The sequence below is a fragment of the Rathayibacter sp. AY1C2 genome, from assembly GCF_002931195.1.
In the GTDB taxonomy this organism is placed as follows: domain Bacteria; phylum Actinomycetota; class Actinomycetes; order Actinomycetales; family Microbacteriaceae; genus Rathayibacter.
Map to the genome: position 1 here is coordinate 1 of NZ_PSWG01000032.1, position 24869 is coordinate 24869.

Genomic DNA, 24869 nt, shown 5'->3' on the forward strand with positions numbered 1-24869 from the left:
GGGCGTGTGTGGCGGTGCGGTTCGGGTGAGCGGGGGGCGTGTGTGGCGGTGCGGTTCGGGTGAGCGGGGGGCGTGTGTGGCGGTGCGGTTCGGGTGAGCGGGTGGGGGGCGTGTGTGGCGGTGCGGTTCGGGTGAGCGGGTGCGTGTGTGGCGGTGCGGTTCGGGTGAGCGGGGGCGTGTGAGGCGGTGCGGTTCGCGTGAGTGGGTGCGTGTGGCGGCGCGGTTCGCGTGAGCGGGTGCGTGAGGCGGTGCGGTGCGGTTCGCGTGAGCGGGTGCGTGTGGCGGTGCGGATCGGGTGAGCGGGGGCGTGTGTGGCGGTGCGGTTCGCGTGAGCGGGGGGCGTGTGGCGGTGCGTGTGGCGGGGTGTTGCGCCGGTGTCCTGCGCGCGCCGCCCCGAGGACGGCGGGGATGTGCGGTGTCGGCTGCGGTGATCCCTCCCTCCACAGGAGGGCTTCACGCCGGTTCTCCACAGATGTGACGATCCGTCGCTTCCGTGTCGGTGGTCGCTGATTGAATACAGGTATGACGATGATCAGCGGGTCGACAGCAGTGGAGGCGGTGCTCAGCGAGGTGCGTGCTCGCGGCGACCGGGCCGCCGCGCTGGCACGTTCGGCGTCCCCGCTGCTCCTGGCCGCGGCCGAGGAGCTGCACGCCGGGCACCGGGCCGCGCTCGAGCATCCGGAGTCGTTCGCCCGCGGCTCGGCGCCCCACGCGTCGAGCGACCTCGCCGAGCGGTCGATCCGCGCGGAGTTCGCGGTCGCCCTCGGAGTCTCCGAGCGGGTCGCCTCCCGCGAGCTCGACCACGCGCGCCTCCTCGTCGAGGACCTGCCGACCACCCGCGCCGCCCTCGCCGGGGCGCGCCTGCGGTGGGAGGCGGGCCAGGTCGTCTGCGCCGTCGCGGCCACCCTGCCTCCGGGCTCCCGCGCCGCGTTCGATACGCGGGCGGCCGAGCTCGCGGCCCGCACCACGCCGACCCAGCTGCGGCGCGCTCTGGCCCGACTGCGGGAGGAGCTCCACGAGCAGCCCCTCGCCGAGCGCCACCGACGTGCCCGCGAGGACCGCGCGGTCTGGCTGACCCCCGAGGTCGACGGCATGGCGACGCTCTGCGCCCTCCTCCCCGCCCCGGTCGCCGTGGGGGCGTACAGCCGCCTCGACCGGATCGCCCGGATCCTCCGCGACGGCGCCGAGGGGCCGGCGGGGGCGGAGCCGCCTGCCGCCACGGATGCGGGCTCCTGCGGGGCGGAGTCGAGCGGGACGACCGGGGCGGAGCCGACCGGAATCACCGGGGCGTGCGACGTCGACGCGATCTCCGGAGCGGGCGACGAGCGGACCCTCGCCCAGCTGCGAGCCGACGCTCTGGCCGACCTCCTCTGCGAGGCGGACGTCATCGGCACGGTGCCCGACCCGGTCGGTGCCGACCGGCCCGTTCCGACCCTCGTCACCGGCGTGCGCGCCGAGGTGCGGGTCACCCTGTCGGCGAGCACTGCGTCCGGCGCCGACGACGCCTCCGCCGAGCTCGACGGCTACGGCCCGATCCCGGCAGACGTCGCCCGGAGCCTCGTCCCCGCGACCGTCACCCGCGTGCTGACCGAGCCCCGGGCGGGCGCCGTCCTCTCGGTCGGGCGCACACGCCGACTGCCGCACCGCGAGCTGCGGCTCCTCCTCCAGCTCCGCGACGTGACCTGCCGCTTCCCCGGCTGCACCCGCTCCGCCGCGAGCGCCGAGGCCGACCACGTCGTCGAGTGGCGCAACGGCGGCGGCACCGACCCCGGCAACCTCGCCAGCCTCTGCGTCGCCCACCACCACGTGCGGCACGGCGACCGCTGGACCTACGTCCTCCACCCCGACGGCACCGCCGACTGGACCACCCCCACCGGCCGCCGCATCACCACGCGCCCGCCGGGCCTCGAGGCACGGCTCCGTCCAGGCCCACCGGCGACCCCGAGGTTCGCGGACCGGCCGCCGCCGTTCTGACACGCTGCCGTGCTGACACGCTGCCGTGCTGCCGTGCTGCCGTGCTGCCGTGCTGCCGTGCTGACGTGCTGCCGTGCTCCCGTGCCGCCGTGCACCCCTGAGGGAATCGGCTGTCGGGCGGGTTCGGCCCATTGCGCGGGTTCGCACTGGTGATCGGGCCGTGCTGTCGCTCGGAGGCGAGTGCTCAGCGACCTACCGCCGCGCCGCTGACGCTCGGATCTGCGCCTTCGCTCGGGTTCACGCGGCCGCACCGCCGCACCACCGCCGCACCACCGCCGCACCACCGCCGCTGAGGCGCGGACCGTCACCGGGGCCGCACCGTCGCCTGACGCCGTGCCGACACCAGGGCCGTGCCGCCGCCTTGCGCCATGCCGCCGTTCGGCCACCACGATGCAGCACCTCAGCACCTCAGCACCTCAGCACCTCAGCAAATCAGCGCGCGCTGAACCTCCGTCGAGCGCCGTCGCGACGGCCCGCCGTTCGGTCAGGGCGTCTCGCGACTGCGCTGGCGCCCCGCACCGCCCCACGGCTGCTCCGGCGGGGTGCGCAGTCCGGGCGAGCAGTCCGGGCGCGCCCGCGCGGTCAGTCGGCGACGCGGAGGAGCACCTCGCCCGTCGTCCCGCCCCGCAGCCGCCCCGCAGCCGCGACGCTACGCCGCCAGGAAGCGGTCCGCCGTCCGCAGCGAGAGTGCCATCGTCGCGAGCGCCGGGTTCGCGATCAGCGCGCTCGGGAAAACCGAGTTGTCGCACACCCAGAGGTTCGGCACGTCGAAGCTGCGGCCGTCCGCATCGATCACGGCGTCACCGGCGTCGGTGCCCATCCGCACGGTGCCGAGCGTGTGCGCCGTGCGCGCCATCACCCGCGTGCTCGTCGCGCCGGCCGCCTCCACGATCGCGGTCATCGTCCGGATCGCGTGCCGGTCGATCGCCTCCTCGTTGGCGCCCGCCGAGAACGTGATGCGCGCCTTCGGCACCCCGTGCTCGTCCAGCTCGTCGGTCAGCTCCAGCCGGTTGCCGTCGGCGGGCAGGCACTCCGCGTTGATACCGACGCCCGCCGCGAAGCGGTAGCCGTCGAGCGCGTCCATCAGATCCCTGCCCCAGAGGCCCGCGCCGCGGGCGAGCGTCGTCGCGTAGGTCAGCGGCATCACTCCGAGGCTCTGGATCAGGTAGCCGCCCGCGAAGTCCGCGTCGGCCGGGCGGACGGTGTCCTCGGTGATCACCGAGGAGGGGTAGCCGCGGTAGCCGCGCATCTCGCTCTCGAAGGTGCCCCAGACCTGGGTCGCCCCGTGCGCCAGGAAGTTGCGGCCCACCTGGCCGCTGCTGTTCGCGATGCCGGTGTGCAGGAGGAGCCGGGGCGTCTCGACGCCGCCCGCGCAGAGGAACAGGGCGGAGCAGCGCTGCCGGTGCTCCACTCCGCCGCTCGTGTAGACCACGGCGCACACGCGGCCCGCGGCGTCCAGCTCGATGCCGTGCACGAACGAGTCGGCCCGGATCTCGGCACCGGCCCGCACCGCCTCCGGCAGGTAGGTCACGTCCATGCTCGTCTTCGCGCCGGTCCGGCAGCCCTGATGGCACTGGCCGCAGTTGACGCAGGAGGGCCGGCCGTCGTCCCGCGGGCCGCTGAGCACGGCGGCGGGCGCGTCGGTCGCGCGCATCCCGATCGCCGCGCAGCCGCGCAGCATCATGTCGGCCGAGGCGTTCCGCGCGAGCGGGCCCTGCAGGTAGCGGCGCGACGGGTCCCACGGGTACTCGGCCGGGCCCGCCACTCCGATCGTCGCCTCCACCTTCTCGATGTACGCGGTGAGCTCGGCGTGCTCGATCGGCCAGTCGCGGCCGACGCCGGAGTCGCTTCGGAGCCGCAGGTCGCGCGGGTCGGGGCGGGGCGTGAACGCGCCCCAGTGCAGCGTCGAGCCGCCGACCCCGCGGCCGCTGTTGTTCTGCCCGAAGGCGGTGGGGGTCTCGCCTCCGCTGAGGCGCTCCTCCATCCAGTTGATCTCGACGGCCGCCGTCTCGTCGGCGGTGTGGCCGAGCGGATCTAAGTGCGGCCCGGCCTCGAGGGCGACGACCCGCAGCCCTCGAGCGGCGAGCACCGAGAGCAGGGGCGCTCCGCCTGCCCCGGTGCCGATCACGACGGCGTCGACCGTCTCGTCGAGCGGGAAGCGGCGCATGCCGGTCGTGTTCATCGGTGACTCCTCGTCGTCGGTTCCCAGGTCTCGCGGTCGTCGGCGCCGAGCAGGCGGAAGCCCGTCACGAGCGGCAGCGTGTCGCCGCCGCTGGCGTAGCCGTCGTAGCCGATCCGCGCCATCGACGCGGGGTGGGCCAGCCACTGCTTCACGAGGTCGACGCGGCAGTCCTCGAACCAGGCGGTCAGCTGCTCGGCACCGAGCCCGCCGGCCGAGCCGTCGCCGGGCTCCGCGGAGCCGTCGGCGATCGCGGTGAGGCGCGCGTCCTGCTCGGCGGGGCCGAGGCCGGCGAAGCCCCGGAGGGCGTCGAGCGCCAGACCGTAGGCGATCGGGTCGGCCGGCAGGTCGGCGTTGCGCCAGCCGTCGCCCTCGCCGTTCGCGAGCTGCGTGTCCACCCGTGCGGCCAGGTCGATCCGGCCGCCCTCCTGCGGGACGACCCGGTCGGCGATCGCGCGCAGCTCCGCGAGCTGGGCGACGGTCAGGGCGCGCGGCGCGTACTCCGGGTCGTCGGCGAGCGCGCGCACGGCCAGCAGCCCGCGCACCCGCGTGGAGGTGCGGGCGGAGGCGATGGCTGCGCCGACGTCGGCCGGGACCGACGGCGCCGTGCCGGCCTCCTCCTCCCAGAACCGGCGGATCGCCGCCGCCACTTCGACCGGGCGCTCGAACGGCAGCAGGTGGCCCGCCCCGGCGAGCGTGAGCAGCCGGGCACGGGAGTAGAGGGAGCCGTTGAGGCGGCGCTGCGCGTCGGCGCCGAGGTCGCCGTCCTCTCCGCCCGCGATCAGCAGCGCGGGCACAGCCCCGAGGGCGGCCTCGCCGGTGCGGTCCTCGCGGCTGCCGTGCTCGAGCCAGTCCCGCCAGCCCTCGGGGGAGTAGCGGCGCAGCTCGGCCAGCACCTCCGCGTCGGCGTCGGCGGGCAGCGGCGAGCCGACGTTCTGGTCGACGAACTCGCGCGCCTGCGCCTCGTCGAGGTGCCCGTCGGCGACCCAGCCGAGCATGGTCGAGCGGCGCTCCTCCTCCATCGGCTCGGGCGAGAGCGGCGACCCGGCGAGGAGCACGACGCCCGCGAGCCCGAACAGGCCCGAGCGGCCGGTGACCGTGCGGGAGGCCACGAGCGAGGCGATCTTCCCGCCCATGCTGTGCCCGAGGAGCAGCCAGCGGGAGGAGCCGTGCTCGCGGATCCGGCGGATCGTGGCAGCGGTCATCTCCTCGAGCGAGGTCCCGGATCCACCGGGCAGGTCGAGCGCGACGAGGTCCGCGACGTCGGCGAGCTCGCGGCCGAGCGCGTCGAAGGCGCGGCCGTCGAGCCCGAGTCCGGGCAGGGCGAAGAGGGTGGGGCGGGGGCTGGTGGACACGGGCGTCCTGTCGGATCGGCCGCGCCACGGCAGTGGGGAGCGGGAGGGGAGCGGCGGCGGGGGGCCGGCCCTCCTTATCCGACCACACGGCGTGCGCGCGCCCGGACCCTTGCGCCGACGGGGCTCTCGTGCTGTGCTCTGCGCCACCGTTCCGCGCCACGATGCCGGGCGGTCGTGCCGCCCCTCTGTGCCGCGCCTCCGTGGCAGGCCTCAGAGCGGGGAGGCGAACACCACCAGGTTGTCCCGGTAGCGGCCGATCGCCGCGTCGTACTCGCCTCCGCAGGTCACGAGGATCAGCTCCTCCTCGAGGGTCGCGCCGAAGACGCGGGCGGTGGGGAACGCGGCCTTGGCGTGGGACTCGACCGCCGTCACCCGGTAGCGGTGGTCGGAGCCGTCCACTCCGCTCACCGCGATCTCATCGCCCGGGGCGAGCTCGCCGAGGCGGAAGAAGACCGCGGGACCGGACCGCGAGTCGACGTGCGCCGCGATCACGGTGCGGCCGCTGCCACCCGGGCGCCCGCCTCCCGAGAACCAGCCGACGTCGTCGTAGTCCACCGGCACCTCCATCGCCCCGTCCGACTGGATGCCCAGCGCGATCAGCGGCTCGTCCAGGCCCATCGCGGGCACGCTCAGCCGGGCGGGCTCGACGCCGACGGTGCGCGCAGGCGCGGCAGCGGCGGGGTCGGGCGCGGGGACCGGGGGAGGAGTGAGCGGGGGAGCAGAAGCGAGGGCCGGAGGCGCGGGCGTGCTCGCGGGCGTCTCCGCTCCTCCGCTCCCGTCCGCGGCGGCGCACCCCGCGAGGAGCAGCACGGCGCACAGTGCCGCCGCGCCGCTCCTCGACCGGGTGCCCACGATCAGGAGGCGGTGCGCCGGCGGGCGACGACCACTCCGGCCGCGCCGAGGGCGGCGACGGCTCCGAGGCCGGCCATCGCGGCGAGACCGGACGGGCCCGTGGCGTCGCTCCCGGCGGCGGTCGCGCCGCCACCGGTCTGGAGGCCGCCGACCGGCACCTGCGAGAGCTGGCCGCGGACGACGCCAGCCGCATACGAGGCCGTGTGGGAGTCGCCCGCGAAGGCGGCGGGATCGGCCTCGAGGGCCTTCAGCGTGAATCCGGCGCCGGTGTCGGCCCCGTTCGCCTGGATGCCAGTGGTGAAGGGGCCCTGCAGGCAGCCGCTGCTGGTGCGGGGGCCGTCTCCGACCGGCGCGGGGTTCGGGAACGCGATGCGCGGAGGGCCCGCCTTGCCCAGGGCCGCCTGGTGGATGTGCGTCGCGGTCTTCGCGGGGCTCTGGTAGTCGCCGGTCACGCCGGTGAGGGTGATGTCGTAGCAGATGATGTCGAGGTCGCTGTTGACCCGGAAGGTCATCTCGCCCGTGGCGCCGGGCTGGCCGGGGGTCGCGGCGGAATCGGCGTTCACGACCTGGTCGGGCGTCGCCATCACCGTGAAGGCGCTGGTGAACGAGGACGGCTCGGCGACCTCGGTCTCGGCCTGGGCCGGCGCGGCGGCGAAGAAGGAGGCGGCGGCGACGGCGGTGATGCCGCCGAGGGAGAGCAGGCGGCGGCCGGCGCGGTTCCGCGCGGGGAACGTCTTCGTCATGGTGGAGCCTTTCGATCGCGAGCGCCGAGCGGGCCCGATGCAGGGAGTACGGCCGGAAGCGGCGCTGCGTTCACTCCATCTGAGAGGATCTTCACGGAGACGGTGCTCGCCTCCGATGAACGCCGCCGCCGCCGCGGCCGTACCCCCTTCCGACGGACCACCGGTCCCGACGAGGAGGCGGTGTGGCGCGGACGGCGACGGCACGACGAGACGAAGGGCCCGCGATGCCGCGCGAGCACTCGGAGGTCCCGGCTCCCGTGGTGCGCCTCGAGCCCCGGACGGCGGAGTTCGACCCGGCCGCCGCCTTCGACGAGCACGGGTCCGCCCTGCTCGGCTTCGCGCTCAACGCCCTGCGCGACCGCGGCCTCGCCGAGGACTGCGTGCAGGAGACGTTCCTGCGCGCCTGGCGCTCGCGGGCGAGCTACTCCGCCGAGCGCGCCAGCACCCGCACCTGGCTCTTCGCCATCGCCCGCAACGTCGTCATCGACGTGCACCGCTCGCGCCGGCGCCTGCCGCGCCTGGTCGAGGCCGAGATTCTGGAGGAGGTGCCCGCGGAGGACCGCGACCCCCTCGAGCCGCTCGCGATCGCCGAGGCGCTCGCGCGGCTCTCCGCCGAGCACCGGCAGGTCGTCGTCGCCGTCCACGTGAACGGCGAGACCTACGCCGAGCTGTCGGCGGCCACGAGCGTGCCGGTCGCCACCCTGCGCAGCCGCGCCTTCTACGCTCTCCGAGCGCTCCGCGGTCACCTCGCGAGCGCCGGACCCACCGACGAGGAGAGATCGTGATCGACCGAGACCAGCCCGACGGAGACGAGCCCGGCGGCCGCCGCGAGGAGCTCCTCGCCGCGGCCCTCGCCGGCGACCTCTCCGCCGAGGAGACGCGGGAGTTCGAGAGCCTGCGCGCCGCCGACCCCTCGATCGACCCCGAGCTCGCGTCGTTCGGTGCGGTGGTCGACCGGGTCGGCGCGCTGGGCCGCTGGGAGGAGGCGGAGCCGTCGCCGGAGCTGCGGTCGCGCGTCGCGGCGCTCGCCGGGGAGCGGCCCGAGCGCGGGGAGAGTCTGCGTGCCCCGCGCCGCCGTGCCTCGCGTCTCCGTGCCTCGCGCCGCCGTGCCGTCCTGGCCGTCGCCGCGGCGGCCGCGCTCCTCGTCGTGGGCGGCGTCGCCGGAGCGGCCCTGCGGTCCGCCGAGGAGCGCCCCGTCGCGGGACCGCCCGGGACGCTCGGCGCCGTCGAGGCGATCGCCTTCGAGGAGCGGACTGCCGGCGTGACGCTCGACGGCTCGCTGGTCGCGCACACCTGGGGCACCGAGACGATCCTCCGCGGGACCGGCTTCGCCCTCGGCGAGAGCTACGACCTCGTGCTGGTCACCGGCTCCGGCGAGCGGCTCCCGTCCGGCTCCTTCCTCGGCAGCTCCGCGGAGCTCGACTGCGAGATGAACGCGGCCGTCCTGCGCGAGTCCGTCGCCGCCGTCGAGATCACCGACGCCGGCGGCGCGCTCGTCGCCTCCGCCGCCCTCCCCGCCGTCACCTGAGAGCCGGCGGCGCAGGCTCGCGGCGCGGCTTCAGCTCGCTGACGAGCGTGCCCGCGACGATGAACCCCGCCCCGAGCAGGGCGAGCGCGGGGAGCCGGTCGCCGGCGAGGCGGCCGATCAGACCGGCCCAGACGGGCTCGGCGGAGTAGATGATCGTGGCGCGCGACGGCGAGACCGAGCGCTGAGCCCAGTTCATCGTCAGCTGGATCAGGCAGCTGCTCGCCCCGAGCGCGAGCGCGGGGATCAGCCAGGCCCACGAGAACGCCGGGACCGCCTCGCCCGCGAGGGGCATCGAGGCGAACCCGAGCGCGCCGGCGACCAGCAGCTGCACCACGGTCACCCGGCCGAGGTCCACCCGTCCGGCGACGAGGCCGATCAGGATGATCTCCGCCGCGATCGGCAGCGTGCTCACGATCGTCGCCACCTCGCCCGCTCCGAGCGCGACGCCCGGCTGCGGGCCCGCGATCAGGAGCAGTCCGACGAACGCCAGCGCGACGCCCACCAGCGTCAGCACGCCCGGACGGCGACGGAACACGACCCACTGGAGCAGCGGCACCAGTGGCACGTACAGCGCGGTCAGGAACGCGGAGGTGCTGCTCGGGATCGTCTGCAGCCCGTAGCTCTGCAGGCCGTAGCCCGCGAAGATCATCACCCCGATCGCGACGCCGGCCGCGAGGTCGATCCGCCGCATCCCCCGGAGCGACCGGTGGAACCCGACCGCGCTGATCAGCCCCGCGATGGCGAACCGCATCCCGACGAAGAACAGCGGCCCACTGTGCTCCATCGCGATGTGCACGGCGAGGAAGGTCCCGCCCCAGATCGCGGTGATGCCGATGAGCGCCCACTCCGGACGAGTGAAGCGGAGGCCCCGGAGCGGCGAGATGTGCATCATTCTGCACATCCTAGGAGCAACAGGGGCCTGTCAGTGCAGAATAGTGCGCATGTCGGCTCCCGTCCTCGCCCACCTGGGCGGCAACCTCCGCCTCGCGCGGCGCGGAGCCGGGCTGAGCCAGTCCGCGCTGGCGGCGCGCTCGGGTATCAGCCGGCGGACGATCGTCGCGGCCGAGGCCGGCGAGGCCAACATCTCGCTGACCGGAGTCGACCGCCTCGCGACCGCCCTCGGCACCACGTTCACTGCACTCGTCTCGGCCCCGGGATCCGCGCCCGCGGCGATCGACCAGGTCGCCTGGCGGGGAGCGGGCGAGGCGAGCGTCGCCGTCCTGCTCTCCTCCGTCCCCGCGCGCCGGGAGGCCCAGCTCTGGACCTGGACGCTCGGTCCGGGGGACCGCTACGACGCGCAGCCCGACCCCGAGGGGTGGCACGAGATCCTGCTCGTCACCGCCGGCGCGCTCCTCCTGGAGCGGGAGGGCGAGGAGCCCGTGCGGCTGGAGCCCGGACGGCACCTCGCCTTCCCGACCTCGCGGCACTACTCCTACGTGAACGCGGTGGACGCCGTCACGACGCTCGTCCGGATCGTGGTCGACTGACGGGTCGGCGCCTCAGGCCCGCGAGCGCAGGGTCTCGAGCAGCGCCGCGGGGGTCTCGGGGTCGTCGAGGCTGATCGCGAACTCGCGCGAGCGGTCCGTCGTCACCACCAGCCCCGGCCCGGCGTGCAGGATGACCGCCGAGCGGCCCGGCATCACCCGGTACCCCCAGCCGCCCCACTCCGACGGCCGCAGCTGGGCCGTGCCGGCCGAGGCGATGGTGTCGAGCGGGATGCGGCGCAGCGGGATGCCGAGGGCGGTCGTGACGACGCGGAGGCCGCGGCGGTCGGCGGTCACCCTCAGGCGGGAGAAGGAGAGGAGCACCAGCGCGACGACGCCGAGGACGACGGCCATCGCGATCGCCGGACCGGTGGCGCCCGCCGCGGCGAGCGTCGCGAGGGAGAGGGCCGCGCCCGCCGCCGTGGCGATCGCGGCGACGGCGAACACCGGGCCCGTCAGCGTCTGCGACCAGGCGCCGGTCTCCTCCGCCGCCAGCGGCAGGCGGCCGGCGGCCAGGCGGGAGGCGCGCCGGGTGCCCGGAGCGATCAGCGCGGGCACGACGGCGAAGAGCATCCCTCCGAGCAGCGCGAGCAGCCACCCGCCGAGCTCCGCCCCCTCGGCGCGCCCGGCCGCGAGCGTCGTGCCGACCGAGGTCGCCCAGGCGGAGGCGCCCAGCCCGGCCACGAGGCCGAGGGTCGCCAGCAGGAGCCGCGGAGCGCGCCCGACGGCCGCCGCTACGAGGCCCGCGACGGCCGGGAGCCCGGAGAGCACGAGGGCGATCGCGAGCAGGGCGCCCGTCGCCGCGGTCGCATCGGCCGCCCCGGTGCCCGACCAGTGCGAGGCGAGCTCCGCGGGCAGCACGTCGTCCAGGACGAGGCGCGAGACGAGCACTCCGGCGGCGGGGAGCAGGAGGGACGCGGCGGCGAGGAGCTCGCGGCGGCGGTCGGCGGTGGCGGTCATGATCCGGTCCTCTCGATCAGGCGGACGAGCTCCGCCGGGGTGATGCCGCTGCGGCGGGCCTCCGCGAGCAGCTCGTCGACCAGGGCGGTGACGCGCACGAGCCCGGGCCCGGCCGACTCCGTGATCCACGCGCCGCGGCCCCGGCGCATCTGGAGGATCCCGTCGTCGCGCAGGGCGGCGTACGCGCGCAGCACGGTGTGCATGTTGATGCCGAGCGAGTCGGCGAGCTCGCGGGCGGGCGGCAGGCGGTCGCCCGCCGAGAGCTCGCCCCGGGCGACGGCCGAGCGCACCTGCGACTCCAGCTGGTCGGCGAGCGAGCCCGCCGCGGAGTGGTCGACACGGAACAACATGTTCACAATGTTAGTAGAACAAGCAGTGCACCACCAGGCCCTCAGTGCAGCGCGAGCGACACCGCCAGCACCACCATCACGACCGCCACGGCCGCGTCGAGGATCCGCCAGGCCCCGCGGCTCCGGAACAGCGGCCGCAGCGCCCGCGCCCCGAAGCCGAGAGCGGTGAACCACAGCACGCTTCCGGCCGCCGCCCCCGCCCCGAACCACCAGCGCTCGGCGCCGTGCGTGTTCGCCACCGACCCGAGCAGCACGACCGTGTCGAGGTAGACGTGCGGGTTGAGCAGTGTCAGCGCCAGGCACGTGCCGATCGCCGTGCGGAGCGACGTCGAGGCGCCGGCCGGATCGCCGTCGAGGGTCCCCGGCCGCAGTGCGCGCCTCGCCGCCATCACCGCGTAGGCGAGGAGGAAGACGATGCCGCCCCAGCGGATCACCACCAGCAGCCACGGCGCCGACTCCAGGACCGCTCCGATCCCCGCGATCCCGAGCACGATCAGCGCGGCGTCGCAGAGCGCGCAGATCGCGACGACGGCGGGCACGTGCTCGCGGCGGAGGCCCTGGCGGAGCACGAAGGCGTTCTGCGCGCCGACGGCGATGATGAGCGAGAGGCCGAAGCCGAGGCCGGAGAGGGCGGCGAGGAGGGGGGACACGCTCCGACGCTAGGGCGGGGCGCTCCTGTAGACCAGCTCATGCTCCTTCAGTACCGTAAGCAGCACTGATGCTGACAGACGACCTCGAGCTCTCCCGCCTGCGCGCGCTCGCCGCCTCCGTCCGGTACGGCTCCTTCGACGCCGCCGCCCGGGCCCTGCACATCACCCCCTCCGCCCTCAGCCAGCGGATCAAGGCGCTCGAGACCGCCGCCGGCCGCGTCCTGCTGGTGCGCTCGCGCCCCGTCGTCGCGACCGAGGCCGGTGCCGGGCTCCTCCGCCTCGCCCGTCAGATCGAGCTCCTCGCCGACGACGCCGTCCGCTCGCTCGGCGGCGAGGACGCGGCGGGGGCGGGCCCGGTCGTCCTCCCGCTCGCCGTCAACGCCGACTCCCTGGCCACCTGGGTGCTGCCCGCGCTCGCCTCCGTCCCCGACGTCGTGGTGGAGCTGCACCGCGAGGACCAGGCGCACACCACCGCATTCCTCCGCGACGGCACCGTGCTGGCGGCCGTCACCGGAGAGTCGGAGGCGGTGCTCGGCTGCACCGTCGCGCCCCTCGGAGTGATGCGGTACCGCGCCATGGCCTCGCCTGCGTTCGCCGAGCGCTGGTTCCCGGACGGCGGCACGGCCGGTCTCGCGAGCGCTCCGCTGGTCGTCTTCGACGAGAAGGACCGCCTGCAGGACGACTTCCTCCGAGCCGCCGGCGTCGAGGGCCGCCCGCCGCAGCACCGCGTCCCCGGGTCGACCGACTTCGAGCGGGCCGTGCGCCTCGGCATGGGGTGGGGGATGCTGCCCGAGCTGCAGGCCCCGGTCGGCGGCGAGGGCCTGGTCGAGCTGGGCGGCGACCCCGTCGACGTCCTCCTCTACTGGCAGCAGTGGGCCCTGCACACGCCCGCCCTCGACGCGGTCGCCGCGGCCGTCTCCGCCGCCGCGCGCGCCGCGCTGCGCCGACCCGCGCGCTGACCCGCGCGCTGACCAACGTCGGCGGGGAGGCGCTCAGACCGCGAACACGTCGCGGAGGGTCACCGTCTCGAGCGAGCGCTCGCGGAGGATGTAGACGAGCCGCGCGTAGACCTGCGTCACAGGATCGAAGTTCGCGTGCCCGATCACGATGTGCTGCGGCAGGAACCACTGGTCCGCGAAGCCGACCACCTGCTCCGGCGTGATCCGCCCGGAGTCCGAGAGCGAGCCGTACCAGAGCACCGTCGCCGTGTAGCCGATCGCCGCCGCGGCGGCCCGGCTCCGCTCGTCCGTGTAGCCGAACGGCGGCCGGTAGAAGGGCGCCGCCTCCACCCCGTAGGTCGAGCGGATGAAGTCGCCGTTGCGGCCCAGCTCCTCCTGCACGCCGTCGCTCGAGAGGCTCGTCAGGTCGGCGTGCGACCAGGTGTGGTTCGCGAGCTGCACCTGCCCGGAGGCGACGAGCGGAGCCAGCAGCGGCGCGTTCACGGTCCACGAGTCGTACTTCCCGTTGAGGAAGAAGGTCAGCCGGGTTCCGGTGTCCCGGGCGAACTGCGCGTAGGCGGCGACCACGTCGGAGTCGGCGCCGTCGTCGACGGTCCAGGCGAGCGTGCTCCCCTCGCCGGGCAGCTCCGAGATCGTGCCGGAGGGCAGCGGCGCCTTCCGCCGCACCGGAGTCGCCGCGGCGGTCATGGTCGGCACGGGGCGGGCAGGGGTCGGGACGGCCGTCGGAGCGGCGGACGGCAGCACCGCCGCCGGCGCCGTGCTCGGCGGGAGCGCCGCGGGAGCGGGACGGGCGGGCGTGCACCCGGTCAGCGCGACCGCCGAGGAGGCGATCCCCAGCAGCAGCGCGCGTCGCCTCAACCGGTCCACGGGCCCCCCTCGCGAGCCCCGTCCCCCGGAGCGTCCCCGCGACCGTAGCGGTCGGGGAGGGAGCGGGCAACGCGGCGCGACACCCCTCCCTCCCCGCAGCCTCTACCGGAAGGTGCGCCTGACCGCGTTGTTCGCCGGCGTGGGATCGGCGGCGGCGGTCGACACCCTGGCGTCGATCGTCGTGGCGGCCGGCCGGTCGACGAGCGTCACCGAGTAGGTGGTGCTCCGCCCGGCCGAGACGCTCGGCGCGGTCCAGGTGAGGACCGTCGTGCCCGCGGCCGAGCCCTTCGTCTGCACGGCGCCGGGCGCACTCGCCACCGTTCCGCTGACGACGACTCGGGTGGTCGTCGTCGCCGCGTCCCGGGTGCCGGTGTTCCGGACGGTGATCGTGCCCGAGAGGGGAGCCGTCGCCGCCAGTCCCGGCGCCGGCGCCAGCGTCAGTGTGAGGTCGGCGCGGGTGGAGGACTTCACCTGCAGCGACTGCGTCACCGAGGTCGCGGCGAGCCACGCCGAGTCGCCCGCCTGCGTGGCCCGGACCGTGCAGCTCGCCGCGCCCGTCAGCCGCACCGTCGCCGTGCCCGCGCCGGTCGCGGTCAGCGTGCAGCTGCCGCTCGCGTACAGCTTCACGGGCAGACCGGAGGAGGCGGTGGCCGCGACCGGGTAGGCGATTCCCTTCTCGGGCGAGGACGGCATCGCGGTCGAGAAGGCGACCTTCTGCGCCTTCTTCTTCTGGGGGACGACCGCGGTGACCGCGATCGACTGGGTCGCCCGGGGAGCCGCGTCGTGCGAGGCGTCGCCGGCCTGATCCGCGGTGACGGTGCAGGTGCCGGATCCGCTGAAGGTCACGACGCCGCTCGCGAGCGAGCACGCGCCCGTGGCGCCGATCGTGACCGGCAGACCGGAGGAGCCGCCCGCCGCGGTCGGCGTGTAGCGGCCGCCCGCGGTCGCCGTGCTCGGAGCCGCGGAGGTGAAGGCGACCGTCTGCAGCGCCTTGCCGATCGGGAACGTCCGGACGACCTGCTCCGCGGGCGCGTGAGCGTCGTCGCCGGCCTGGTCCAGCGTCAGCGTGCAGGTGCCGACGGAGTCGTAGGACACCGTGCCGTCCTCTCCCAGCGAGCAGGAGTCGGAGGCGTCGAGCACCGGGTCGGCGCTCGACGGGCCGCGGACGATCGACGGGGTCCAGGAGCCGCCGATCCGGGCGTCCGTCGGAGCGGCGTCGCGGAACGTCACCGCTCCCGCTGCCGCGCCGACCTCCACCGACTGCGAGATCCGCGGAGCCGCCGAGTGGCGCTCGTCCCCGGCCTGGTCCGCGGTCACCGTGCAGGTGCCGGAGCGGGTGAAGGACACGACCCCGCCCGCGATCGTGCAGGACCCGGCCGCTCCGAGCACCACGGGGGCGCTCGACGCGCCGGCCGTCACGACGGGCGTGTAGGAGCCCCCCGCGACCGCCGCGTCGGGGACCGGCGAGGCGAACGCCAGCGTCTGGCCGAGGGCGCCGATCGCGAAGGTGCGGACGGCCTGCGGAGCGGCGCCGTACCGCGAGTCGCCCGCCTGGTCGAGCGTCAGCGTGCAGGTGCCGACGGAGTCGTGGGACACGACTCCCGCCGCCGCCGAGCATGCTCCGGAGGCGGTGAGCACCGGACGCGCCGTGGAGGGTCCGGCGATGATCCGCCTGGTGGTCGTCCCGCCGACCGTCGCGCCGGTCGGCGCGTTGCCGCCGAAGGAGACGGTGCCCGCGAGCAGTCCGACCGCGATCACCTGCGAGGCCCGCTCCGCCGCGTCGTACCGGGCGTCGCCCGTCTGGTCGGCGGTCACCGTGCAGGTGCCCGATCCGGTGAAGGCGACGACCCCGTTGGTGAGCGTGCAGGATCCGGAGGCGCCGAGCACCACGGGGCGCCCCGAGGCTCCGCCGGTCGCGGTCGGGCGGTAGGTGCCGCCCGCGAGCGCCGAGTCCGGCGCCTGCGAGGTGAAGGCCACGGTCTGCGCGACCCGGGTGATCTCGAAGCTGCGCACGGCCGTCGGCGCTGCGCTGTGGCGGATGTCGCCCGCCTGGTCCAGCGTCAACGTGCAGGTGCCGGCGGAGTCGTAGGAGACCAGTCGGAAGGGCCCGACGGAGCAGGCACCGGAGGCCGTCAGCACCGGGGGGGCACTGGAGGGGCCGGCGACGACCGCGGCCGTCGAGGAGCCCCCGACCCGGGCCTCGGCCGGAGCATCGCCGCCGAACGCGACGGTGCCCGCGAGCTGCGTGACCGCGACGGTCTGCGAGGCCTGCGCCGCCGCGGCGTAGCGCCCGTCGCCCGCCTGGTCCGCCGTGACGGTGCAGGTGCCGCTGCCGGCGAAGGTGACGACGCCGTCGGCGAGCGTGCAGGCGCCGGTCGCTCCGATCGTCACGGGGAGCCCGGAGGCGCCGCCCGTCGCGGTCGGAGTGAGCGTGTCGCCGGACGTGGCCGTCGACGGCGCGGTCGAGGTGAAGGCGACGGTCTGCGCGATCGCGGTGATCTCGAAGGTCTGGACCGCCCGCGCGGTGCCGTAGGTGGCGTCGCGGTAGTGGATCGCCGTCAGCGTGCAGGTGCCCGCGGAGTCGAACCGGACGGCGCCGTTCTCGCCGTCGGAGCAGGCGCCCGAGACGCTGAGCACCGAGGGGCCGGAGGACGGGCCGCGCGTGAAGGCGGGAGTGAAGGATCCGCCGACCTCCGCGTCGGTCGGGACGGCGGTCGTGAACGCCACGGAGCCGGGCGCGTAGCCGACCTCCACCTCCTGCACGGCGGGCCGGGCGCTGTCGTACTGCCGGTTGCCGTTCTGGTAGGCGAAGACGCCGCAGACGCCCTTCGTGGTGAAGGTGACCACGCCGTCCTTCGCCGAGCACGACGCGGTGGTGAGGAGGAACGGAGCGATGCCCGAGGCGCCGCCCTCGACCACGGGGCGGTACGTGTCCCCGAGGACGGCGCCGACCGGAGGCGCGCTCGTGATCCGGACCGTCTGCGGGAGGAAGTAGATCGAGTACTCCTGCTCGGCGTGCCGCGCGGGCCAGTAGCCGTCTCCGGGCTGGTCGAGGGACAGCACGCAGAGCCCGGCCCCGTCGTTCCGCACAGTCACGCCGTCCGGGAGGATCGAGCAGTCTCGGCTCGCGGAGAGCACGGGCACGCCCTTCGACGGGCCGGGCACGATCGTCGGCCGGTACGTCTCGAGCGACATCGCGTGCGGGGGCGCGGTGCTCCCGAAGGAGAGGTTCCCCTCGGGAGTCCCGACCGTGATGACCTGCCGGACCTGCGGAGCGGCGTCGTGCCGATCGTCCGCGGCCTGGTCGATCGTCACCGTGCAGGTGCCGTCGCCGAAGAACGTCACCACGTCGTCCGCGATGGTGCAGTTGCCGTTCTCGATCACCGCGATCACGAGCGGGTTGCCCGAGCCGCCGCCGGTCGCCTCGATCGTGTACCGGTCGTCGGCGAACACCCGGTCGGGCGGAGTCGAGGTGACGACGACGGTCTGGGGGATCCGCGAGATCGGGACGAAGCGCACCAGGCCGTCGGCGGCCGCGTACACCTCGTCGCCCGGCTGGTCGAACTGCACGCCGCAGGTCGAGGGCTCGGTGTAGGTCAGGATCTGCGCACCCGTCGCGTCGGGGGCGACGGTGCAGCCGAAGAAGGTCCTGACGAGCACCGGCAGTCCCGAGCTCGAGGTCGCCGTGGCGACGCCGGTCGACTCCAGGACGCCGGTCTTCGGCACCGCGACCGTCAGCGTCTGCGACGCCTTCGCGACCTCGAGATCGAAGGAGGCGCGCCCCGCGGTGTAGTGGTCGTCGCCGGCCTGATCCGCGGTCACGGTGCAGGTGCCGCTCCGGGTGAAGGTCACGACGCCGTCGGCGATCGCGCAGGATCCGGTCGCTCCGATCGAGACGGGGCTCCCGGAGCCGCCGCCGGTGGCCGTCGGAGTGAAGGTGCCCAGCGCCGTCGGCGCGGTCGGCCGCGAGGAGGTGAAGGCGACCGTCTGCGAGAACTTCCGGACCGTGATCCGGAACGAGGACGTGCCGGTGTTGCCGGCCTCGTCGTCCGCGGTGCAGTCGACCGTCGTGTCCCCGATCAGGAAGACGCTTCCCGAGGCGGGCGTGCAGGTCGAGCCCACGGCTCCGTCGACCGCGTCCTGCGCGGAGGACGCGAAGGTGACGACGGCGCCGGAGACGTCGGCCGGCTCGGCCGTGACGGCGGCGGGCACGGTCACGACGGGGGCCGAGCGGTCGGCCAGCGCGAAGGTGCCGGGGATCGACCGGAGGGTGTAGTTCGGCCCCGCGTCGCCTCCGTCGCACCGCGTGACGTAGTCGCCGACGGGCGTGCGCGCTCCGATCGTCACCTTCCCGGTGCCGTCCGCCGTGTAGTAGGCGCCGGTCGGCTCGGTGACGAACCGGTCGGTTCCTGCGAAGCCGTCGGCCGTGCAGGTGACCGTCGGGGCGGTCGCGGTGCCGTGCGCCTGCGTCCCGGGGCTCGACGCGGTCACCGAGAGGGGCGCCGGCGAGATCGTGAGCGCGCCGTCGATGGTGATCAGCTGTCCCGAGGGGTTCGTCAGGCCGGAGCAGCGCGTGGGGTAGCGGCCGACGGGGGTCGTCGCGGAGAGCGCCAGCGGTGTCCTGAATCCGGTGTCGGACGCCGCGAAGGCGCCGCAGGAGACCGTCCCCGAGGGGGAGCCGGTCACGGAGGCGGTGATCGCGGGGGGAGTGGATCCGTAGGTCGACGAGGGAGAGGAGGCGGTCACCATCGGGACGGCCGCGACGATGCGCAGCGCGCCGTCCTTGTACCCCGCGATCGTGTAGTCGCTGCTGACCTTCGCGCCGCTGCACCGCGTGGTGAAGGTGGTGAAGGTGGAGGTGGGCCAGTTCGGGATCAAGCGGTAGATGACGTCGTCCGCCGTGACGATCGGCCGGTAGACGCCGGCCGTGAGCGGGGCGCCGAAGGTGTCGGTGCCGACGAAGGCGGCCGTGCAGCGCAGGTCGGGGGACGGCGCGCCTCGCGGGTAGTCGACCGTCGGGGCGGTCACCGTGAGCGCCTTCGGCTTCGCCGTGAAGCTCTGCAGGGGCTCGCCCGCCCAGCCCAGAGGAGCGAGCGCGTCGAGCCTCGCCGCGAGCGTGCAGACGCCGGCGTGGAGCACGGTCACCCTCATGCCGCTGACGGAGCAGGTCTCGGCGGTCCTGCTGCTCAGGACGATCGAGCGGCCGGGCACATCGACGGCCTGCGCGTAGGGGCTCGCGTCGAAGGAGTCGCCGTACGCCTTCTGCGGGAGCGTCGACAGGTCGAAGCGCACGCCGCCCACCGCCACGGTGGCCGGCTCGCTGCGGACGCTGCCCCCGCAGGTGGTCAGGGTCGCCCGGTAGCGGTAGGAGCCGGTGGGATCGGGGCCGGCCTCGAGGAACGCGGTCCCGTCCTCCCGGGCGCCCGCCCGGCCGAGGGCGGGCTTCCACGTGGCGCCGCCGTCGGTGGACCTCTCCCACGACACGGCGGGGATGCCGCCGTAGACGGCCGAGACGCTCACGCCCATCGTCAGCGTGTAGATCTGGTTGGTGACGCCCGCGATGTCCGAGGGCTGCCGGGTGATGACGGGTGCCGCGGCGCACGCGCGCACCTCGTGGCGCAGAGCGGGGAGCGCCGACCAGCTCCCTCGTCCCGCCTCGGCGGGGGTGATGGTGTCGGGGTAGTGCGCGCGGATCTCGTTCCAGCCCTGCGGGATGTCCCTCGTGGTCAGAACGCCGACGCCGTCCGCGTCGAGGGTCACCCTGCTGGTGCCTGCACCGGTGAGGATCTCGACGGTGCCGCCGGCGGCCACCGGCCGGCCCAGGCTCGGGATGGTCACCTTCGCGGTGACGGTGACCTCCTGCCCGAGCATCGAGAAGTCGGGGGTCCGCGTCACGGTCACGGCGGTGTCGTACACCGGAGCGACCACGGGGTCGGCCGCCGTCGGGCCGGCCGTCTGCGAGATCCTCGTCACGCTCGGGTGCACGTAGCTCGAGCCGCCGCCGCCCGCGCCGGGGTCGTTCATGACGCCGAGGGTGTCGTTCATGCTGCCGAACACGTAGGGCGATCCGCCGCCGCCGCCGTACCACCAGCCGGCCCCGCCGCCGCCGCCGCTGTGGCCGGGGAACGAGCAGTTGCCGCCGCCGCCGCGGGAGGCGCCGGCGTCGGCGCCCTTGCCGTCGTTGAGGAACACGCCCCACTGGCCGTTGTTGCCGTCGGCGCACTCGCCGAACGTGCTGTAGCCGCGGGCGCCGGGCGAGCCGCCCGAGCTCTGCCCGGCCGCGCCGCCGCCGCCGCCGTCGGCCGCGTTGTTCCTGCCGCCGTTCCCGCCGCCCCTCGCGCCGCTGCCGGCGTCGGCGTCGCCGCCGACCGAGGACCGCCCGCCGCCGCCTCCGCCGCCCGCCGCCACGGCGAGGGCGTGCTGACAGCCGTCCGAGCCGGCCGTGCTGAGGTACTGGGCGTCGCCGCCCGCGCCGCCGGAGTCGCCCCCGTAGACGCCGCCGTTCACGTAGCGCGTGGCGCCTGCCGCTCCGGCCGGGGCGCCGGCGAGGCGCCCGATCTCCAGCACCTGCCCGGGTGTGACGGGCACCTCCACGACGAGGCTGGAGCCGCGTCCGCCGGCGTTGCCCGTCCCGAGGCCGCTCGCACCCTTCCCGCCGTTCTGTCCGCTGAGGACGGCGCGGACCGTCGAGACCCCGGTCGCGGGAACGGTGTACTGCGACACCGTCGAGACCTTCGGGGAGGTGAAGCACGCGGTGCTGAAGACCGGCGCCGCCGACGCGGTCGGCGCGGCCACGACGCTGAGTCCTGCGCCCGCTACGAGCACGGCCGCGGCGACGAGGGAACGGAGGAAGGACTGGCGCATGTGCTGCTACTCCCGGCTGCTGCCGGGAGCGGGCGCCCGCGGTCGGCTCAGAGTAGGGCGGTCGTCGACCCGCGAGGAAGGCGGAACATACACGAACGCCCTGCTCGGGGGGTACGGGAGGCCACTTCTGCCGGAACCTCCCAGGAAGTCCCCGTGCACGTCGGGGCGGCGTCCCCACCCTGTCGGGGCAGTGTCCCCACCCTGTCGGGGGAGTGTCCCCACCCTGTTGCGGCCGCCGCCCGGGTCGCGTAGCCTAGCGAGGTTGCGTGCATCTGCACGCGCTTGCGTGCTGCCCACCGGGCAGGAGCTCCGGCTCCGGCCGGACAGGCGGGCGGTGCGCCGACAAGTGACCTTGGGTGGGTCGGGCGGGGCTTCGTGCCGCGCGTGATCCACGGTAACCACACATGGAGGAAACCATGGCAGCAGTCTGCCAGGTGACCGGAGCCGTCCCCGGCTTCGGGCACGCCATCTCGCACTCGCACCGGCGCACCAAGCGCCGCTTCGACCCGAACGTGCAGAAGAAGACGTACTACGTGCCGTCGCTTCGCCGTAACGTCACCCTGACCCTCTCGGCCAAGGGCATCAAGGTCATCGACGCCCGTGGCATCGAGTCCGTCGTCAAGGATGTTCTCGCTCGCGGGGTGAAGATCTAATGGCCAAGCAGCAGGACGTCCGTCCGATCATCAAGCTCCGTTCGACGGCCGGCACCGGTTACACCTACGTGACCAAGAAGAACCGCCGCAACGACCCCGACCGTCTCGTGCTCAAGAAGTACGACCCCGTAGTGCGCAAGCACGTCGACTTCCGCGAGGAGCGCTAAGTATGGCCAAGAAGAGCAAGATCGCCCGCAACGAGCAGCGCAAGGTGATCGTCGACCGCTACGCCGCCAAGCGCCTCGAGCTGAAGAAGGCCCTGGTCGACCCGGCCGGGACCGACGAGACCCGTGAGGCCGCCCGCGTCGGCCTCCAGAAGCTCCCCCGCAACGCCTCGCCCGTCCGCGTCCGCTCGCGCGACGCCGTCGACGGCCGCCCCCGCGGCAACCTCACGAAGTTCGGCATCTCGCGTGTCCGCTTCCGTGACATGGCGCACCGCGGCGAGCTGCCCGGTATCACCAAGTCCAGCTGGTGACCGAGCGCCGCTAGCGGCGTGAACGACCGAAGGCCCGTGATCGAAGGATCGCGGGCCTTCGTCGTCCCGCCGGCGGACGTAAAATGTGCGGATGACCGACTCCATCCTGCCCACCGTCGCCGAGATCGCGGCGCTCATCGACCACGCGATCCTGAAGCCCGAGCTCACCCGCGCCGAGGTCGACGCCCAGCTCGACGAGGCGCGCGCGTCCGGCGTGTTCAGCGTCTGCGTCCGCCCCTCCGACATCGCCCACTCGGTCGCTCGGCTCGAGGGCTCCGGCGTCCTGGTCGGCACGGTCATCGGCTTCCCCCACGGCACCACCTCGACCGCGGCGAAGGTCGCGGAGTCGCGTCAGGCGCTCGCCGACGGCGCGTCCGAGCTCGACATGGTCGTCAACATCGGCCGCCTCCGGAGCGGCCTGCTCCAGGACGTCGAGGACGACGTCCGCGCCGTGGTCGAGGCCGCCGAGGGCCACGTCGTCAAGGTCATCCTCGAGACGAGCCTCCTCGACGACGAGCAGGTCGTCGAGGGCAGCCGGGCCGCCGAGCGCGCCGGCGCGGACTTCGTGAAGACCGCCACCGGCTTCGCGGGCGGAGGCGCGAACGAGCACGACCTCCGCCTCATGCGCGGCGCCGTCTCGGAGGCCGTCCAGGTGAAGGCGTCCGGCGGCGTCCGCGACCTCGACACGCTCCTCGCCTACCGCGGCCTCGGCGTCACCCGCTTCGGCACCAGCGGCTCCGCGACCATCCTCGGCGACCTCGCCGCGCGGCACTCGGGCGACTCCTCCGCGGCACGTGTCGACTCCGCCTCCTACTGACGGAGCGGCCGACGAGGGCCGCACCGCACCCGCCGACCGGATGACGCCCGTGCGCCTGCGCCCGGGCCGCGCCGGCCGGTGGGCGGAGCGGACCCGCCGCCCCCTCGACGAGATCGCCCGCGCCCTCAAGGAGCGCGTCTACGCGATCTTCACGGGCCTGGCCGTGGTGATGATCTACCTCGTCGGCGACCACCCCGACGCGGTCCACGCCCTCCAGAGCCTCGTGATCTCGATCATCGGGATCTCCGCCGCGGGCTTCGTCGCCGAGGTGATCGCGCACCAGGTCGTGCACGCGGCGACGCCCTCGCGAGCGGAGTCGGGCACGATGCTGCGGATCGCGGGCGGGGCGCTCGCCTCGGCGTCGCTCCCGGTCCTCGCGCTCGGTGCCGCGGCGCTGGGCTGGATCGATGCGACGGTCGCGCTGCGGATCGGCGCGGGCGTCTACGTCGCCACGCTCGCGGGGATCGCGCTCATCGCCGTCGTGCGCGCGGGTCTCTCCTGGAAGGAGAGCCTCGTCTCGCTGCTCGGGATCGTGGGCCTCGGCGTGCTGGTCGTCGGCGTGCTCGCGCTCGCGCACTGATCCGGAGGCGCCGCCGCGCGTAGGCTCGGACGGATGACGTCACGCACCAGGGTCGAGCTCGGCCGCCGCGAGGACCTCGGCGCCGACTGCGCGAACTGCTTCGGCCTGTGCTGCGTGGCCCTCGCCTTCGCCCGCTCCGCCGACTTCCCGTTCGACAAGCGCGCCGGGGACCCGTGCGTCAACCTCGACGGCGAGGACGCGTGCACGATCCACCGCCGGCTCCGGCCCCAGGGCTTCGTCGGCTGCACCGTCTTCGACTGCTTCGGCGCCGGTCAGAAGGTCTCGCAGCAGACGTTCGGCGGCGTCTCCTGGCGGTCCGACCCGGCCGTGCGCGAGCGGATGTTCGCGGTGTTCCCGCTGATGCGCCGCCTGCACGAGCTGCTCTGGTACCTCGACTCCGCTCTGGCGCTGCCCGGCGTCGGCGCGCCGCTCCTCGATGAGCTGCGCGAGCGGTTCGACGCGGTGCACGCGCACACCCTCGGCGAGCCGGAGCAGGTGGTCGCGGTCGACGTCGACGCGGAGTACGGAGCGTCCCGGCCGCTCCTGATCGCGGCGAGCGCGGCCGCTCGCGCAGGAGCGGCGCCGGCTGCCGGCCGGTCGAGGGGCCGTCGGCTCGCTCCGGGTGCCGATCTGGCGGGCGTATCGCTCCGGAACGCGGACCTGCGGGGGGCGGATCTGCGGGGCGCGCTCCTCCTCGCCGCGGATCTGCGGGGTGCGGATCTGCAGCGGTGCGACCTGCTCGGGGTGGACCTTCGTGATGCGGACGTGTCCGGTGCGCGGCTCGCCGAGGCGGTCTACCTCACCCAGGCGCAGGTGAACAGCGCCCGAGGGGATGCGGCGACCACGCTGCCGTCGCATTTCGAGCGCCCGTCGCACTGGGGCGGCTAGCCCGCCAGGTCAGAGGCTGCGGGGGCCGCCCAGCGACTCGTCGCCGCCCTCGTCGTCGAAGCCGAGGGCCTCGACGACCTCGCGGCCGAGGAGGTGCGCGCCGCTCCAGCCCTCGATGACGCACCGGGGGAACGCCTCGCGGTTCGGCGAGCCGAGCCATGCGGCCGCGGCCTCGCGGGCCCATGCCTCCGAGGCGTACACGCCGATGATCGCGGTGCGGTCGTCCCACGGCGTCGCGGTCGAGAGGACGAAGTGGTCACCGTTCACGATCGGATCTCCTCCGGCTCTCGGGGTTCAGCGACCCCGTGGGAGTGCGGGACCGGACCGGACGCTACCCGTGGGCGGGGGAGCGCGTCTCCGGGGTCGACACGAGCGCGGATGAAGGCTACGGGAACGTCGAGCGCGGCGCGATCACCCGATGGTCCCACGCAGGCGGGCGTTCAGCCCACCCAGAGCCGTCGCGATCTCGTTCTCGTCGCTTCCGGGGAGGAGGGCGCCGCCCTGCTCGAGGCCGTGGCGCAGCGCCTCGACCTCCTCAGCGGGGAGGCCGCCGCTGTCGAGGAGGGCCTGGAGGGCGGCGAGGATGCCGACGAGGGCGACGGCGTCGTCCAGGTCGAGGGGGCGGACGCAGGACTTCTCCATGTCATCGCTCCTGTTCAGGTCAGGGGTTCGGGGGCGGGGGCCCCACATC

Annotated in this window: 23 protein-coding genes; 11 read left to right on the top strand and 12 right to left on the bottom strand. The window is 74.8% G+C overall.

Annotated elements, in window-relative coordinates; translation table 11 throughout:
* Nucleotides 1-522: 522 nt before the first annotated feature.
* The gene (locus C5C55_RS15510) at nucleotides 523-1974 is read left to right on the top strand and encodes an HNH endonuclease signature motif containing protein (RefSeq protein ID WP_104234537.1); all 1452 of its coding nucleotides are present in this window, start codon (nucleotides 523-525) and stop codon (nucleotides 1972-1974) included.
* 649 nt (nucleotides 1975-2623) lie between these two features.
* Here the strand turns inward: C5C55_RS15510 and C5C55_RS15515 are convergent.
* The 4 genes from C5C55_RS15515 to C5C55_RS15530 form a co-directional block, all read right to left on the bottom strand.
* Entirely contained in the window at nucleotides 2624-4156 is a 1533-nt protein-coding gene (locus tag C5C55_RS15515) for a GMC family oxidoreductase (RefSeq protein WP_104234538.1), read from the bottom strand.
* The gene (locus C5C55_RS15520; RefSeq protein ID WP_181067870.1) at nucleotides 4153-5508 is read right to left on the bottom strand and encodes an alpha/beta hydrolase; all 1356 of its coding nucleotides are present in this window, start codon (nucleotides 5506-5508) and stop codon (nucleotides 4153-4155) included. Before C5C55_RS15520 ends, C5C55_RS15515 begins: the two co-directional genes overlap by 4 nt.
* A 210-nt stretch (nucleotides 5509-5718) precedes the next feature.
* A complete protein-coding gene (locus C5C55_RS16985; protein ID WP_181067871.1) occupies nucleotides 5719-6360 on the bottom strand; it encodes a class F sortase in 642 nt (213 codons plus the stop codon).
* Between the two features lie 2 nt (nucleotides 6361-6362).
* Entirely contained in the window at nucleotides 6363-7103 is a 741-nt protein-coding gene (locus C5C55_RS15530) for a CHRD domain-containing protein (protein WP_104234541.1), read from the bottom strand.
* A gap of 224 nt (nucleotides 7104-7327) precedes the next feature.
* On the opposite strand from C5C55_RS15530, the gene C5C55_RS15535 reads away from it, so the two are divergent.
* Both C5C55_RS15535 and C5C55_RS15540 read left to right on the top strand, forming a co-directional pair.
* The gene (locus C5C55_RS15535; protein WP_104234542.1) at nucleotides 7328-7888 is read left to right on the top strand and encodes a sigma-70 family RNA polymerase sigma factor; all 561 of its coding nucleotides are present in this window, start codon (nucleotides 7328-7330) and stop codon (nucleotides 7886-7888) included.
* Nucleotides 7885-8631: a hypothetical protein gene (locus C5C55_RS15540; protein WP_104234543.1), complete on the top strand. Its 747-nt coding sequence runs from the start codon at nucleotides 7885-7887 to the stop codon at nucleotides 8629-8631. The genes C5C55_RS15535 and C5C55_RS15540 overlap by 4 nt, the downstream gene beginning before the upstream one ends.
* On the opposite strand, the gene C5C55_RS15545 is transcribed toward C5C55_RS15540, so the two are convergent.
* Nucleotides 8624-9523 carry a DMT family transporter gene (locus tag C5C55_RS15545; protein ID WP_258065313.1) on the bottom strand — a complete coding sequence of 300 codons (900 nt, stop codon included), beginning with the start codon at nucleotides 9521-9523 and terminating at the stop codon, nucleotides 8624-8626. The genes C5C55_RS15540 and C5C55_RS15545 overlap by 8 nt on opposite strands.
* 49 nt (nucleotides 9524-9572) lie before the next feature.
* On the opposite strand from C5C55_RS15545, the gene C5C55_RS15550 reads away from it, so the two are divergent.
* Nucleotides 9573-10118, top strand: a complete 546-nt coding sequence (locus C5C55_RS15550) for a helix-turn-helix domain-containing protein (RefSeq protein WP_104227343.1) — start codon at nucleotides 9573-9575, stop codon at nucleotides 10116-10118.
* A 12-nt stretch (nucleotides 10119-10130) separates the two neighbouring features.
* On the opposite strand, the gene C5C55_RS15555 is transcribed toward C5C55_RS15550, so the two are convergent.
* Genes C5C55_RS15555 through C5C55_RS15565 form a run of 3 tightly spaced genes read right to left on the bottom strand, consistent with a single transcriptional unit; the run spans nucleotide 10131 to nucleotide 12075 of the window.
* Nucleotides 10131-11075 carry a hypothetical protein gene (locus C5C55_RS15555; RefSeq protein WP_104234545.1) on the bottom strand — a complete coding sequence of 315 codons (945 nt, stop codon included), beginning with the start codon at nucleotides 11073-11075 and terminating at the stop codon, nucleotides 10131-10133.
* Nucleotides 11072-11425 carry a GntR family transcriptional regulator gene (locus C5C55_RS15560; protein ID WP_104225158.1) on the bottom strand — a complete coding sequence of 118 codons (354 nt, stop codon included), beginning with the start codon at nucleotides 11423-11425 and terminating at the stop codon, nucleotides 11072-11074. The genes C5C55_RS15555 and C5C55_RS15560 overlap by 4 nt, the downstream gene beginning before the upstream one ends.
* Before the next feature lie 41 nt (nucleotides 11426-11466).
* On the bottom strand, nucleotides 11467-12075 hold the full coding sequence (locus tag C5C55_RS15565; protein ID WP_104234546.1) for a LysE/ArgO family amino acid transporter: 609 nt from the start codon (nucleotides 12073-12075) through the stop codon (nucleotides 11467-11469).
* 68 nt (nucleotides 12076-12143) lie between these two features.
* Here C5C55_RS15565 and C5C55_RS15570 point away from each other — a divergent pair, with 68 nt between their 5' ends.
* Nucleotides 12144-13034 carry an ArgP/LysG family DNA-binding transcriptional regulator gene (locus tag C5C55_RS15570; protein WP_104234547.1) on the top strand — a complete coding sequence of 297 codons (891 nt, stop codon included), beginning with the start codon at nucleotides 12144-12146 and terminating at the stop codon, nucleotides 13032-13034.
* Between the two features lie 33 nt (nucleotides 13035-13067).
* On the opposite strand, the gene C5C55_RS15575 is transcribed toward C5C55_RS15570, so the two are convergent.
* Together C5C55_RS15575 and C5C55_RS15580 are read right to left on the bottom strand one after the other, a co-directional pair.
* A complete protein-coding gene (locus C5C55_RS15575) occupies nucleotides 13068-13901 on the bottom strand; it encodes a polysaccharide deacetylase family protein (protein WP_219813023.1) in 834 nt (277 codons plus the stop codon).
* Nucleotides 13902-14003: 102 nt separating this feature from the next.
* Nucleotides 14004-20765, bottom strand: a complete 6762-nt coding sequence (locus C5C55_RS15580; protein ID WP_146080969.1) for an HYR domain-containing protein — start codon at nucleotides 20763-20765, stop codon at nucleotides 14004-14006.
* 416 nt (nucleotides 20766-21181) lie between these two features.
* Here C5C55_RS15580 and rpmB point away from each other — a divergent pair, with 416 nt between their 5' ends.
* The 6 genes from rpmB to C5C55_RS15610 all read left to right on the top strand — a co-directional run bounded on the left by rpmB (nucleotide 21182) and on the right by C5C55_RS15610 (nucleotide 24178).
* Nucleotides 21182-21418 (top strand): 50S ribosomal protein L28, encoded by a 237-nt coding sequence (gene rpmB / locus C5C55_RS15585; protein ID WP_056038148.1) that lies wholly within the window; start codon nucleotides 21182-21184, stop codon nucleotides 21416-21418.
* Entirely contained in the window at nucleotides 21418-21585 is a 168-nt protein-coding gene (gene rpmG, locus C5C55_RS15590; RefSeq protein WP_027692168.1) for a 50S ribosomal protein L33, read from the top strand. Before rpmB ends, rpmG begins: the two co-directional genes overlap by 1 nt.
* Before the next feature lie 2 nt (nucleotides 21586-21587).
* Complete coding sequence (gene rpsN, locus C5C55_RS15595) at nucleotides 21588-21893, top strand: 30S ribosomal protein S14 (RefSeq protein WP_104225107.1); 306 nt, start codon at nucleotides 21588-21590, stop codon at nucleotides 21891-21893.
* A 91-nt stretch (nucleotides 21894-21984) separates the two neighbouring features.
* A complete protein-coding gene (deoC, locus tag C5C55_RS15600) occupies nucleotides 21985-22710 on the top strand; it encodes a deoxyribose-phosphate aldolase (RefSeq protein ID WP_181067872.1) in 726 nt (241 codons plus the stop codon).
* A gap of 49 nt (nucleotides 22711-22759) precedes the next feature.
* Entirely contained in the window at nucleotides 22760-23290 is a 531-nt protein-coding gene (locus tag C5C55_RS15605) for a hypothetical protein (RefSeq protein ID WP_146080970.1), read from the top strand.
* 33 nt (nucleotides 23291-23323) lie between these two features.
* The gene (locus C5C55_RS15610; RefSeq protein ID WP_104234550.1) at nucleotides 23324-24178 is read left to right on the top strand and encodes a pentapeptide repeat-containing protein; all 855 of its coding nucleotides are present in this window, start codon (nucleotides 23324-23326) and stop codon (nucleotides 24176-24178) included.
* 9 nt (nucleotides 24179-24187) lie between these two features.
* On the opposite strand, the gene C5C55_RS15615 is transcribed toward C5C55_RS15610, so the two are convergent.
* Both C5C55_RS15615 and C5C55_RS15620 read right to left on the bottom strand, forming a co-directional pair.
* Nucleotides 24188-24445, bottom strand: a complete 258-nt coding sequence (locus C5C55_RS15615; RefSeq protein WP_104234551.1) for a hypothetical protein — start codon at nucleotides 24443-24445, stop codon at nucleotides 24188-24190.
* A 144-nt stretch (nucleotides 24446-24589) separates the two neighbouring features.
* Nucleotides 24590-24820 carry a hypothetical protein gene (locus C5C55_RS15620; protein ID WP_104234552.1) on the bottom strand — a complete coding sequence of 77 codons (231 nt, stop codon included), beginning with the start codon at nucleotides 24818-24820 and terminating at the stop codon, nucleotides 24590-24592.
* Nucleotides 24821-24869: the final 49 nt, after the last annotated feature.

Bases quoted from the DNA above. Each gene is read 5' to 3' on its own strand.
- C5C55_RS15580 (WP_146080969.1), bottom strand. From the start codon at position 20,765: ATGCGCCAGTCCTTCCTCCGTTCCCTCGTCGCCGCGGCCGTGCTCGTA.
- C5C55_RS15610 (WP_104234550.1), top strand. From the start codon at position 23,324: ATGACGTCACGCACCAGGGTCGAGCTCGGCCGCCGCGAGGACCTCGGC.
- C5C55_RS15570 (WP_104234547.1), top strand. From the start codon at position 12,144: ATGCTGACAGACGACCTCGAGCTCTCCCGCCTGCGCGCGCTCGCCGCC.
- C5C55_RS15555 (WP_104234545.1), bottom strand. From the start codon at position 11,075: ATGACCGCCACCGCCGACCGCCGCCGCGAGCTCCTCGCCGCCGCGTCC.
- C5C55_RS15620 (WP_104234552.1), bottom strand. From the start codon at position 24,820: ATGGAGAAGTCCTGCGTCCGCCCCCTCGACCTGGACGACGCCGTCGCC.
- C5C55_RS15545 (WP_258065313.1), bottom strand. From the start codon at position 9,523: ATGATGCACATCTCGCCGCTCCGGGGCCTCCGCTTCACTCGTCCGGAG.
- C5C55_RS15515 (WP_104234538.1), bottom strand. From the start codon at position 4,156: ATGAACACGACCGGCATGCGCCGCTTCCCGCTCGACGAGACGGTCGAC.
- C5C55_RS15510 (WP_104234537.1), top strand. From the start codon at position 523: ATGACGATGATCAGCGGGTCGACAGCAGTGGAGGCGGTGCTCAGCGAG.
- C5C55_RS15530 (WP_104234541.1), bottom strand. From the start codon at position 7,103: ATGACGAAGACGTTCCCCGCGCGGAACCGCGCCGGCCGCCGCCTGCTC.
- C5C55_RS15550 (WP_104227343.1), top strand. From the start codon at position 9,573: ATGTCGGCTCCCGTCCTCGCCCACCTGGGCGGCAACCTCCGCCTCGCG.
- rpmG (WP_027692168.1), top strand. From the start codon at position 21,418: ATGGCCAAGCAGCAGGACGTCCGTCCGATCATCAAGCTCCGTTCGACG.
- deoC (WP_181067872.1), top strand. From the start codon at position 21,985: ATGACCGACTCCATCCTGCCCACCGTCGCCGAGATCGCGGCGCTCATC.
- C5C55_RS15560 (WP_104225158.1), bottom strand. From the start codon at position 11,425: ATGTTGTTCCGTGTCGACCACTCCGCGGCGGGCTCGCTCGCCGACCAG.
- rpmB (WP_056038148.1), top strand. From the start codon at position 21,182: ATGGCAGCAGTCTGCCAGGTGACCGGAGCCGTCCCCGGCTTCGGGCAC.
- C5C55_RS15535 (WP_104234542.1), top strand. From the start codon at position 7,328: ATGCCGCGCGAGCACTCGGAGGTCCCGGCTCCCGTGGTGCGCCTCGAG.
- rpsN (WP_104225107.1), top strand. From the start codon at position 21,588: ATGGCCAAGAAGAGCAAGATCGCCCGCAACGAGCAGCGCAAGGTGATC.